6 protein-coding genes are annotated in these 13,563 nt (G+C 46.9%); 5 read left to right on the plus strand and 1 reads right to left on the minus strand.

What is annotated here, in order from left to right; translation table 11 throughout:
- Positions 1-51: 51 nt before the first annotated feature.
- Genes RA156_RS11370 through RA156_RS11385 form a run of 4 tightly spaced genes read left to right on the plus strand, consistent with a single transcriptional unit; the run spans position 52 to position 9,314 of the window.
- Positions 52-438: a hypothetical protein gene (locus RA156_RS11370; protein WP_306640202.1), complete on the plus strand. Its 387-nt coding sequence runs from the start codon at positions 52-54 to the stop codon at positions 436-438.
- Positions 439-467: 29 nt separating this feature from the next.
- The gene (locus tag RA156_RS11375; protein ID WP_306640204.1) at positions 468-6,341 is read left to right on the plus strand and encodes a choice-of-anchor L domain-containing protein; all 5,874 of its coding nucleotides are present in this window, start codon (positions 468-470) and stop codon (positions 6,339-6,341) included.
- Between the two features lie 12 nt (positions 6,342-6,353).
- The gene (locus RA156_RS11380) at positions 6,354-7,277 is read left to right on the plus strand and encodes a PorP/SprF family type IX secretion system membrane protein (protein WP_306640205.1); all 924 of its coding nucleotides are present in this window, start codon (positions 6,354-6,356) and stop codon (positions 7,275-7,277) included.
- A 3-nt stretch (positions 7,278-7,280) separates the two neighbouring features.
- Positions 7,281-9,314, plus strand: coding sequence for an OmpA family protein (locus tag RA156_RS11385; protein ID WP_306640206.1), 2,034 nt, complete (start codon positions 7,281-7,283; stop codon positions 9,312-9,314).
- 72 nt (positions 9,315-9,386) lie between these two features.
- Here RA156_RS11385 and RA156_RS11390 read toward each other — a convergent pair whose 3' ends face one another.
- A complete protein-coding gene (locus RA156_RS11390) occupies positions 9,387-10,913 on the minus strand; it encodes a hypothetical protein (protein WP_306640207.1) in 1,527 nt (508 codons plus the stop codon).
- Between the two features lie 255 nt (positions 10,914-11,168).
- Between RA156_RS11390 and RA156_RS11395 the strand changes: the two genes are divergently transcribed.
- Positions 11,169-13,550, plus strand: a complete 2,382-nt coding sequence (locus RA156_RS11395) for a M1 family metallopeptidase (RefSeq protein WP_306640208.1) — start codon at positions 11,169-11,171, stop codon at positions 13,548-13,550.
- Positions 13,551-13,563 lie beyond the last annotated feature (13 nt).

Below are 13,563 nucleotides of genomic sequence, written 5' to 3' on the forward strand. Positions count from 1 at the left end.
GTATACAGTGTATTCTGAAACAGATACACCTTACACCGAAACAATTTCGCTATGACCCTATCAAAATCCGCGAAGTTCTTAGGAGCAATCCTAGCTTTGTGTTGCCTTTTCATCTCTCCGGAAAGTATTGCCCAAGCTGACGTTGATCAGGACCTGCTCGTTGTGCAGATGACTGAGATTGACGCTTACAGCTATGGAGATATGGCTAGATCATTGAAAGGAAACGATCAGTTTTCGATCAATGAGGCTTGTGTGCCTGGAAAACTAGTTGTCTTCAACATCGACGATAACAACCTATCGCGCGAAGAGGCATTCCAAACACTCAAAGGATTGATCGCCGAAGCCACAGAGCTGGAAGCGATTGAGCTCACAGAGATGAGCAAGAGTGATTTCTCATCTACGTGCATGGATGTACGTCGTGGAATCACCGGACAATAAGACTTGACCCCAACCAAAACAACAGATAGATGAAGCAGACTTACTTCTGCAGAAGACTACTGACAGCCATTGTCCTATTCCTGGGTTACCAGGCTAGCGGGCAGTTGGCAGTAGATTTCGACCTCACCCCTGAAGAAATGGCCCAGAACCTTGTGGGTACTGGAGTAGAGATCTTCAACGTGCAGGTTACTGCCGCCGATAGTGCCTATGCGTACTACACTTCCACAGGAACTGAAATCGGAACCAGCGAAGGTATCCTCCTGACAACAGGTAATGCTTTGAATGCCATTGGACCGAATGATGAAACAGGACTTCCATTGCTTGATGGAACAGACTGTTTGAACTGTGATGATTACGACAACATGTTCCCTGGTTCAGAGCTTCTGACCTTGGCCAACGGTGGGTTGACCACCTGGGATGCTACTACCTTCGAGTTCGATGTAGTGGTGCAGGGGGATAGCTTGAAGTTCGACTTCAACTTCGCCAGTGAGGAATACCTCGAATGGGTAGGATCATCGTTCAACGATGTATTCGGATTCTTCATTTCAGGTCCGAACGTGGGTGTCGATGTAAACATCGCTTTGATTCCAGGAACTTCTGAGGCTGTAGCGATCAACAACGTCAACCACATTGATAACACCCAATACTTCTTCGACAACCAAGACCCACTAGGATTGGGAGTTCAGTATGACGGATTCACAACGGGGATTCGCGCAGAAGTAGGTGATCTCATTCCTTGTGAGACCTATCACTTGAAACTCATCATCGCTGATGGATCGGATCGTCTGTACGATTCAGGGGTATTCGTTAGCCAGTTGACTTCAAACCCAATCACCATTACCACTAGCACCGTTGGTGGTACTGATTACATGGTTGAAGGGTGTAACCAAGGTACCGTTCAGTTCGAAAGCACATTCGTTCCAATCGAAGATCTTGAGGTGAACTTCACTATTGATGGAACCGCAGAATTCGATGTCGACTACACTACGGATCCTGACTTGAACTTGGTGTACGACGACATCAATGATGTTTACACCTTGATTATTCCAGCTGGTGAAACCTCGGTTTCATTTGACATCTTGACCATCTTTGATGGACTTGTTGAAGGTGAAGAGATTGTCACCGTTTCCCTTGTGGAACAACAATGTGATGGTTTCGAATTCCAGAGTTCTGTGGACTTCGCCATCATTGACGAAATCACCGCGTCAGTTGATCCAGCGGCCGCGACTATCTGTAACGGACAGTGTGTTGACCTAGACGGTGAAGCTGATATTGACGGAAACGGAAGCTTCGAATGGTCTCCGTTGGATGGCATTACTGATCCAAACAGCCTAGACATTGAAGTTTGTCCTACGACAACGACAACATACACGTTGACTTACTCACTCGCTGACTGTGAAGCTACAGCGAGCGCAACGGTAACAGTGACAGAACCAGTCATCACTTTCGACGTGACGAACATCACGTGTATCGACGGTGATAGCGGAGAGATTGATGTTACGGTAACGGATGCTACCGGACCAATCACTTATGAATGGGAGTTCAACGGGAATCCATTCTCAACGGATGAAGACCTCACCGGACTTGAAGAAGGAACCTACTGTGTAACCATCGTTGACGCCGAAGGGTGTACATCTACAGCATGTGTTGATGTCACTGAAGAAGATGTCTTGAATATCATCGACGTGAACTTCTCTGACTTCTCTTGTTTCCCAATTAGCTGTTCAGGTGAATGTGACGGAACAATCGAAGTAACGGTTGAAGGTGGAACAGGAGTTTACAGCTTCGAGTGGGTTGATGAACTAGACAACGTGGTAGGAAACGCTGCCTTCGTTGACAATCTATGTGCTGGAGACTACACGGTGACGGTTACAGACGAAAACGGATGTGAGGTTACGGAGACTTACACAGTGAATGAACCAGATGTACTCGACATCGAGTTGGCTGGTCAAGTAAACATCTTGTGTAGCGGAGAAGAAACAGGAGTTGCTACAGTAACGGCTACTGGTGGTTGTCCTCCCTACTTCTACAACTGGAGCCACGACCCAGATTTGACAGCGCCTGTTGCCACTGATCTTGGAACAGGAGTATTCACAGTGACAGTAACTGACTCCAACGGATGTACAAGCGACGACAGTGTAACGATTACGATCACTGGTCCAGGAGCACCAATTAGCGTGAACCTTGACGCCGTTTCTAACTACCCTGGTGGATTCAACGTTTCTTGTCCTGACGCTTCTGATGGCTCTATCGATGTTTCTATCAGCGGAGGTACACCAGGATACATCACAACTTGGATCAACACAGATACAGGAGACACTTACTTCACAGAAGACTTGAGTGGTGTTCCTTGTGGATCATACGTATTGACAGTAACTGACGCGAACGATTGTAGCGAAACACTTGATGTGGAACTTACTTGTGTTCCTGCATGGAACGTAACTGCAGACGTTACTCCTAACCCTTGTGGTGATCCAAACGCTGGAATCGGTGAAATCGATCTAACCATCGCAGGTAGCCACGGCGGACCATACACCGTAAGCTGGGTTGGACCAAGCTGTCCGTGTGTTGGTGAAGACCTCACGGGTCTAGACTCTGGAGTTTACACAGCTACCATCACTGATGCGTTGGGTTGTGAAACTACAGTAGACGTGAACGTCGGTACGAACGATGAATTTGATGTTACTGCTACCGTAACTCCTGCCGAGTGTGGCAATGAGTGCAGCGGAAGCATTGAAGTAGATATTATCCCAGCAGACGTAGATGCTATTTCTTGGACGGGTCCTGACGGATTCGCTTCGAGTGATGAAGAAATCTTCGATCTATGTGCTGGTAGCTACATTCTTACTGTAGTAGACGGAGACTGTGAAGAGCAGTTTGTTTACGTTATCACGGAACCAGATCCGATCGTGATCGACTTCCAAGCGATTGTTCCTCCGATTTGTTTCGGACAGAACAACGGTTCGGTAACAGCTGACGCTTCTGGAGGTGTTGGTCCATACACCTACGAATGGGCTCCTTCACCAGAGTGTTTCTTCGGAGGCTCAAATAGCCCGAGCATCACGAACCTTTTCGAATGTACTTACGTGGTTACAGTAACGGATGACACAGGTTGTCAACATACAGACAGCATCTTCCTTGATGCGCCACAAGTGATGGACATCTTCGTTAGCACAACCATCTTCGATGGAGGGTACAACGTTTCTTGTCCTGACGCTACAGACGGTCAGATCTCGGTTACAGTATCTGGAGGAACTCCAGACTGTACAGAGTTTGCTCCTGAGTGTTACAACTACGATTGGACTGGATGTGATCCAGTAAACATCCCTGGGGTATCATTCCAAGACAACCTTCCTGCAGGAACTTACTGTGTGGTTGTAACGGATGACAACGGATGTATCGCAACTACGGAAATCCCGATGATCGAGCCTGATCCGATTGAGACTTCAGGAACGATTAGCGACTACAACGGATTCGGCGTTAGCTGTAATGGATCATGTGATGGAACAATCACACCAAACGTTACAGGAGGAAGCGGTGACTACGTTGTTTACGAATGGATCACTGGAGATATTGGCGACAACGATCCTGAAGCGGTAACGCTTACTGATCTATGTCCTGGTACTTACGAGCTACGTATCGTTGATACGAATGACTGTGAAGACATCATCGAGTTCGTTATTACTGAGCCGACACCAATCGACGTATCCATTGACTTCCTTCAGGATGTTAGCTGTTTCGATTACTCTGACGGACAAGCAACAGTAACTGCAACTGGTGGTGCTGGAGGATACACTTACGATTGGAATGATGGTGAGTACTCTGGTAACGTACTGATCGGTGTTCCTGCTGACTCACTCGAGTTGGTTGTAACTGATCTAAATGGATGTACAGATACTTCAGAGGTTGTGATTGCGCAGCCTGACACATTCCTTGTAAACCTCTTCGTTCCAACCTTGGAAGGAACGCCATTCAACATTCCTTGTTTTGGTGATTCAACGGGAAGCATTATCACAACCATTGAAGGTGGTGAGCCTGACTTCACGATCGTTTGGACCGGTGATGCTATTGAAGACATCAACCTTCCAAACCAAGACGGTCTTCCAGCAGGCACTTACGAAATCCTTGTAACGGATGCTGATGGATGTGAAGCGACTGCTACAGCAGAGATCACTGAACCAGATACTCCATTGGAAGTTGTTGCAACTCCACAGAACCCAATCTGTAATGGAGAGTGTACTGGATCGATTGATCTTGAAGTATCAGGAGGTGTTGGACCATACACTTACCTATGGGAGCTTGACAATGACGGTGGAGAGTTCGCCGTGACAGAAGACATCGAAGATCTCTGTCCTGGATTCTACGAAGTGCTTGTAGCGGATGCCAACGGGTGTGACACACTCCTTGCGTTCGTCTTGACTGAACCAACTCCGATTGAATTGAACGCGACTTTCTCTGAGTACGAAGGAGGCATGAACATCAGTTGTGCTGACGCTTGTGATGGAGAGATTACAATCGCACCTACAGGAGGTGTTCCAGATTACACAATCGAATGGACGCTGAACGGCAACCCTGCTGGAAACGGAACCACGCTTTCTGACATCTGTGCAGACGACATCGTTAGCGTTCTCGTAACGGATGCCAATGGTTGTGAGATCGAACAAGTATTCAACTTGAACGTTCCGGAACCGCTCAACCTCAATGCTACTGTTTCTGACATCTCTTGTTTCGGAGACCTCGGAAGTATTGATCTCGACATCTCTGGAGGTACAGCCCCTTACACAGTAACGTGGGACCCTGCAGTTGGTGACGAAGACGGAGCGTTCGACCTTGAAGAAGGTGAATACTGTGTGACAGTCGTTGATGCCAATGGTTGTGAGATTGAAGAGTGCTGGACACTCACTGAACCTGAAGAACTCACTGTTGAAGTAACAGGTACAGCTGCTAACTGTGGCGCTTGCGACGGAACAGTGCTGGTAGATGTTGACGGTGGAACTGGACAATCAGACATCGAATGGGATGGCCCTACGGATGTCGCTGATGGTACTGTCGCTGCAGTTGACCTTTGTCCTGGTGATTACACGATCACCATCACAGACGAAAATGATTGTACAGTAGTTGTTGACTGGACAGTTCCTGGTCCGGATCCAATCATCGTAGATGGAAACGTAACAAACCCACTTTGTTTTGGTGATTGCGACGGTGCCATTGATGCAACGGTAACCAACGGTGTGGCTCCATTGACTTACTCATGGACTGACGCTGAAGGAAACGAAGTCAGCACTGACGAAGACATCGACGGAATCTGTAATGGAACATTCACGCTGTCTATCGAAGACGCAAGTGGATGTACTGGAGACGGAACCTTCACAGTAGTTGAACCTGATAGCATCACGATCAACGGCTTCTCTCCAATTCTCGATAGCGGATACAACGTGAGCGAGTTCGGAGGCAACGATGGAAGCATCGACACAGAAGTAGAAGGTGGAACACCTGGATACACTTACGAGTGGTCAGGACCACTGACGATCGAAGATGGCACTGAAGATCCAACAGATCTTGTTGCTGGTGATTACACCTTGACAATCATCGACGCGAATGGTTGTGTGAAAGACTCGATCATCGTCGTGACACAGCCTGATGACATCACCCTACCTACTGGGGTTTCACCAAACGGTGATAACGCTAACGACACTTACGTAATCCTTGGTATTGACCAGCACCCGAACAACACTTTCAAGGTGTTCAACCGCTGGGGTAACATCGTTTACGAAAAACAGAATTATGCGAATGAATGGAACGGAGTAAACTCTGATGGAGAAGATCTTCCTGACGGAACTTACTACGTTGTCTTCGAAGCTGACAACAGACAATTTGCAACTTATGTGGATCTACGCCGCTAATACGAACGACCTATGAAAAAACTGATTCTCATTATTCTGGCCGTTTCCTTCTCAAGCCTAGGGTTTGCACAGCAGGAACTACAGGTCAGCCAGTACATGTTCAATGGTCTTCTGTTGAACCCTGCCTATGCAGGTACGCATGACTATTGGTCTGCTAGCGTACTCCACCGCAGTCAGTGGGTGAACCTTGATAAGGCGCCTACTACGCAAGTGGTTGCTATTGACGGACCAATCGCTAACAAGCGTTTGGGTGTAGGTTTGATTCTTTCCAACGATCAAATCGGTATTACGAGCCAACTAGAGGCTGCAGCGAATATCGCTTACCACCTTCCTCTTGGTGCAGGTGACCTTTCTTTCGGTTTGAAACTCGGAGGAAGCTCTTACTCTGCTGACTTGAGTGAAGTGGTTGTATGGGACGAAAATGACCCGGTATACAATGGAGCAAACATTCAAGGACAGTTCATTCCGAAATTCGGTTTCGGGGTTTACTACCACACTGAACGTTACTTCGCCGGATTCTCTGTACCAATGATCTACTCTCTTGACGATGAGATCATCATTGACAACTCGGTGACTGCAGATTACTTCACGCAACACTACTACCTGAATGGAGGAGCCGTTTTCACACCTAACGTGAACTTGGCTATCAAGCCATCGGTACTTGTGAAGTACTTACCTGCTGCTCCTGTAGAGGTTGACTTGAACTGTAATTTCCTTTTTTACAACCGCCTTTGGTTGGGAGCAGGATACAGAACAGGTGATGCCTTGATCGGAATGCTTGAGTACAACATTACTCCTCAGCTTCGCGCAGGGTATTCATACGACTACACACTAACGGATATCAACGACTATTCGAGCGGTTCTCATGAGATCATGATCGGATATGATTTCGGACAAGATGTTCAAATCAAGAAACGCTCACCTCGATACTTCTAAACTATGAACAAGTCACTATTTCAAAGTACGCTACTCGTTCTAGGAGTACTTCTCTTAGCTTCCTGTGCTAAGATTAGTATCAAAGATGGATTGCAGGCTTACGATGAGCTTCGCTACACTGACGCTATTGATCACCTCGAAAGAGGTCTGGCCAAAGTTGATGATGAAGAAGGACGTCGTGCATTGGCTGCATCTTACCTTGAAACAAATCAGTTCGCTTCTGCTGTCGAAACCTATGGCATCTTAGCTAGTAGTCCGTCAAATACGGATGAAGACCGTATCAATTATGGTCGCGCTTTGATGGCAACGGGTGATTACGCTAACGCGGAAGAGATCTTCGACGGAATCCTCTCACGTGAGCCAGGAAACGAAGTAGCTCAAGCTCTTCGTTCTTCTTGCCGTCGTATCGAGGAATACAAAGCAGACTCTTCTCGTTTCGACATCAAACCACTTTCTTCTGGAATGGATGCAGCCTATGCCCCTTTCGCTTTCGGATCTGGAATCTACTTCAGCGCCGAGAAAGAAGGAGTAGGAGAAGAAGACAAGTACACGGGATTGAAGTTTACAGACCTCTACTTCGCTGACGTTTCGAATGGAACAATGGGTAACCCTCAGCCAGTAGAAGAAGTGAACGACAAATACCACGATGGTATCGCAGTTGTTTCTGATGACCAGCAAACGATGATTTTGACACGTTCGAACTACGAGCGCAAGAGTCGTCTGTCTGCGAATGCGGAAGGCATCAACGTAACTCAACTGTACATCTCTTCGAAAGATGGAGAAGGAAAGTGGTCAGAACCGCAACTCTTACCTTTCTGTGATGAGAACTACATGTATGCGCACCCTGCACTATCTGCAGATGGGAAGACTCTTTACTTCTCTTCAGATCTACAAGGTGGCTTCGGTGGTATGGACCTCTACAAGACGACTATGAATGATCAAGGCGTTTGGGAAAAGCCAATGAACCTCGGAAGTGATTTGAACACTCCAGGTAACGAACTCTTCCCTTCACTACGTTCTGACGATAGCTTGTACTTCTCTTCGAACGCTCATGAGACGCTCGGTGGTCTTGACATGATGTACAGCGTGAACCAAGGAGGAAACTGGAACGGACCATTCCACCTCCCTTACCCAATGAATACAGCAGCGGATGACTTCGCAATCTCGTTCATTGACGGAAGCGATCTTGGTTACTTCTCATCAGACCGTACGGGAGATGATCAGATCTACTCATTCGAAGAAACAGAGCAGATTTTCACGCTTGACGGATTGGTTACTTCTAAGACGAGCGGAAACCCGATTGAAGGAGCGAAAATCATCATCACGAACATTACCGATGGCACTGAAGAGATCATTAACTCAGACGACGTTGGAATGTTTGAGCTCGATCTTCTACCAGGAAAGGATTACCGCATCCGTGCAGAGAAGGAAGGGTACTTCTCAATTAACGAAGAGGTATCTACGAAGAACAAACCCAATGGAGAGAACATCGATGTGAACCTCGCACTACTTGAACTCAGCAACCCTGACGGAACGGCTGATAACGGAGATGGTAACGGCGACGGAAATGGAGATGGCAACGGAGACGGGAATGGTGACGGCAATGGCGATGGTAACGGAGACGGAAACGGCGATGGAAATGGTGACGGTAATGGCGTTCCTGACGGCATGAATCCGAACAAGCCTTACGAGATCCCGAATATCCACTGGGACTACAACAAGTGGGATATTCGTCCGGATGCACAGCCTTACCTTGATTACGTTGCAAAGCTGTTGAAAGACAACCCAGATTTGAAAGTAGAAATTGGCTCGCACTGTGATTCACGTGGTAGCAACTACTTCAACGAGCAGTTATCTGATCGTCGTGCTAAGGCGGTATCAGAATACTTGGTCCGCAAAGGAGTTCGTCGTTCAATGTTGATCTCTCGCGGATACGGAGAGACTCGTTTGGTGAACAACTGTTCTGATGGCGTTGACTGTACCGAAGATCAGCACCAAGACAACCGCCGAACTGAATTCACGGTATTGAATCAGTAATCGAACGAAACAAAAAGACATAAAAAAAGTCCCGCATGAGCGGGACTTTTTCTTTGCAGGTTTATCTCTTTGTTAGATCGCTTTTCTTACAGTCTCGGCAAACGTAGCATTCTCAATCTTGCTGTCTGCCCACTTCATAAAGTCGAAGTATTTGAGGACGATCTTTTGTTCTGGTCCCTGGATCACTTGATCCAGCTCTGAACGGAATTCAGAGAATAAGTCTTTCTTCTCAACCACGTTGTTCGCGCGGATGAACTTACGCATGTATTCGATCACCAATTTCTCGAGTTGGTAATCACGGTTACGCTTGCTGAGGTAGCGTTGCGTAGACTTCGTGATGTACTCGAGCAGGTCGAAGTTTCCTAGCTCATAGTGGATGACTAGGTTGAATAGACGTGCGTAGCTGTAAATATCTTGACGTAAGGTGTTCTCGTTATCGTTCAACACCTTGTTGATCCAGAACAACGACTTGTTGTACATACCGGCACCGAAGTAGATGTATGCGATCTGGTAGTAGAAACTAAGTACTTGCTCCTTGTGAAGCTTTCCTTCGTGCTTATCCATGCCCTCAACGATCTCGTTCACCAAGGCGAGTCCTTTTTCAAACTCTCCTGTGAAGTGACATACCTTCAATTCGGCGATGTTCGTGTCTTTGTAGATTGACACTTGAACATCTGTACTTCCAAATCCTTTCGCCTTGCTGACTGATTTCAGCTCTTCTGTCATTTCACGAGCATCGGTGTAGTTCCCTTGGTCAATCTGACAGCTGATGATGTTGCTCAGTGTACGTACGTAACGCTTCGCTAAATCACGGCGAATGTGTGGTGATTTGTCAAGGATTTCCTTCACACGCATGAACTTCAATTGTGCTGTTTCGTAATCACCATTAGCGAGATTACAGAATCCTTGAGTATAGTAACAGATCGTAGCCGCTCGCTGCGACAACGCTGTGTTCTTTCCTTTGATGAGTGGATGGTTCTTGATCTCCTCTACTAGGCTGCGGTCGTCTTCGTTTCGAACGAATCCACCGCTCCGGAATACGTAGTTGATCTTAGAGTACAGAACGTGGTATGCAGCGAGGTTTCTTAGCTTCTCGATGACTTCTTGTTCTTCCTTGATCAATGTATCAAGGTCTTTGGTAAACTGACCATCTTCCAATGCCTCTTCAAGCAACATCTTTTCCCAGCTAATCAGCTCGAACAAGTAGTAGAACTTCTCGTGCTCAATGGCCATCTTCTTTGAACGCATCAAGAATTTGTTGCACTCTTTGAACAGGGCCTTATTATAAAGGATTTCGATGTTTTTGATCTCTTGCTTGAGTACCGAACTCACTGAATTATCAGAGTGGTAAGCACGTAAGCTTTTCAGGATCAATTTGTAGAGGTGATTCTTTTCCGAAGGGAAGTGCTTGATAAAGGTCTCGTTACGGAACGCGTGCTTGATCGCACCTTCGTCGTATTCCGATTGCTTATCGATAGCATCAAAGATCTTCAGATAGTTCTTCTCCCCTGTTTGCAGTGAAGATGAAAGCTTGAAGAATCGCTTCTCACTTTTAGAAAGCGATTTAATAAGATCAAATAACTCCGTAGAAGGTTTCATAGGAATTCAATTTACCTCACCCACATTGACGGATCGTAAATCTGTCATTTAGAAAATACGTCAGTTTCGTTCAGTATGGGTTTCCAACTGTAGTTAATACAAGCTTGCATCGCAACCCCCTACCCCACAAGTGATTTTTTTTCAAACAACCGCTAGCACCTTCACATTGTTCACGAAAGGAAATCAACATTACATCCCCTGCGAAGCCCGCTATACTTGACATCTGTGTATATTCAGGATTCCAGTTTGAACCTTATGATCAAAACAATAATTTCTTCACTCTTTCTGTTCTCAGCCCTCCTAGGATGGGGTCAAGTGCAAACAACGCTTCAAGGACCGTATCGCTGTCATCGCCATTGTCAGCATGGTTTGAAGTCACTGCCAGCGGATGCTTCGCGAAGCGATTCGCTCAATCTCATCCATACAGAGCTTAGTCTGGATGTTACTGAATGGGATCTGCAATTGCTAAAAGCGCATGCCTCAATCTTGGTCGACGTACTGCAAGACGATACTGATCGTCTGGTATTCGATCTAGAAGGCCTAACCGTAGATAGTGCCTTTATCGATGGGAACATGATCACTACCGATCACGAGAACCAAACCTTGGTGCTCTTCACTGAGAACATTCTCAACACAGGAGAACAAGTGACTGCCGACATTTACTATTCAGGTAGCCCATTGACAGATGCTTCCGGATGGGGAGGTGTTTACTGGCAACTAGATCATGTATTCAATCTAGGCGTTGGGTTTGAAGGAGACCCGCACAGCTATGGTCGCGTTTGGCACCCTTGCTTCGACAACTTTGCGGAACGTTCTACCTACACCATTCATGTCTTAACGAATGAAGGAAGAACAGCTTACTCTGGAGGCTTGCGCACAGAAACGTTGGAAGTGGGTACGGATAGTCTCCTCACCACTTGGGAGCTTGCTGAATCGATTCCGAGTTACTTGGCAAGTTTTGCGGTTGGTGATTACACGCATGAAGAATTGACTTTCAGCAGTACCACGGGAGAAGAAATTCCCATCTGGCTCGTTGCCGAAGCTGGGAACATTCCCAACATGTTGACCTCATTCCAGAATCTCATCCCTTGTTTGGATGGGTTTGAAGAAGCTTATGGCCCTTACCGCTGGCAGCGTATTGGGTATGTTTTGGTGCCGTTCGCCTCGGGTGCGATGGAACATGCCACGAACATTGCCTACCCAGAATTTGCTGCGAACGGCGGACTGGGTAGTCAAACCCTTATGGCACACGAACTCGCCCATCACTGGTGGGGTGATCTGGTTACTTGTTCCACACAAGAAGACATGTGGATCAATGAAGGCATGGCCTCATACTGTGAAGCGCTCTTCTTAGAGTCACTAGAAGGATATGATTCTTACATCAACTATGTCAAAGACAACCACAAGGATGTGCTTCAGTACGCGCACATGAACGACGGTGAGCGCTTGCCGGTCTCAGGAATCGGACATGAGCACACGTATGGAGACCACGTCTACAATAAAGGAGCTGACATCGCTCATACCATGCGCACCTTCATGGGAGATGATTACTTCGAACTGATGACAGACTTCCTGGAGACTTATCAGTTTGAAGCAGTTTCTACCGAGACCTTACGTGATTTCGTCGATCCTCAAACCGATGGTGATATGACGGCCTTCTTTGACGGTTGGGTCTTCCAAGAAGGTTTCCCTGAATTCAGAATTACTGAACGTACGATCACAGAAGACAACGGCAGCTATGTGCTGGACTTGACAGTCGCTCAGTTCTTGCATTACTGTCCTGACTACTGCGAGAATGTGCCAGTGACTGTCTCCGTTGAACAAGGAGATGAAGTTGTAGAAGAAGTGGTATTGGTTGGCGCGGATCCAGTGATGCTCACCTTGAACTTGGATGAGACCCCTGGCCTCATTACGGTTAACCGAAACGACGAACTCAATCAAGCATGTCTGGGGGAAGAGCGTATCGTCGATGACGGTATCACTGACTTCGGATTTGCTGAAATGCGCATTGACCTTGAAACCGAAGGCGACTACTTCATCCGCATTGAGAACCATTGGACCGGTGCTGATGACGCTGTAGGCCAGCCCGAGTTCTCGTTGGCTAGCGATCGATTCTGGACCATCTATGCAGACAATGATGAACTTGAAATGGAATGTCGAGCTCGCTTCTACGGTAACCCAGATGCGAACAACTACTTCGACCCTATTTTCTTCGAGGAGATGGATAATGCCAATCTATCGGAGGATAGTTTGGTGATGGTATATCGTCCAGTGCCTGGCACGCCGTGGCAGTTGGTGGAGACCTTTGATGTTAATACTCAGGGAAACGATGAAAATTACCAAGGCTATATCGACTTCCAATTTGAAGGTTCAGGTGACTATGCCTGGGCTTATCAAACAGGTGAGGTTTCTGTTCTAAACGCTAGCGCGGAACGCTTCCAGCTTTACCCGAATCCGGTGACTTCAGAGATTCTTATCTCTGGGAATCAAGGGCGGCAATTCGAGATTCTAGATGCGTCTGGAACACTGATTATGAGCGGAAAAATCAATGGTACGATCAACGTCCAAGAATTGAGTGCTGGGTTTTACTTCTTCGTAACCGATGAAGGAGAACGCCTTGAATTCATCAAGCACTAAGTGCAAGGACGGA

It is taken from the genome of Sanyastnella coralliicola (assembly GCF_030845195.1).
GTDB lineage: Bacteria > Bacteroidota > Bacteroidia > Flavobacteriales_D > Sanyastnellaceae > Sanyastnella > Sanyastnella coralliicola.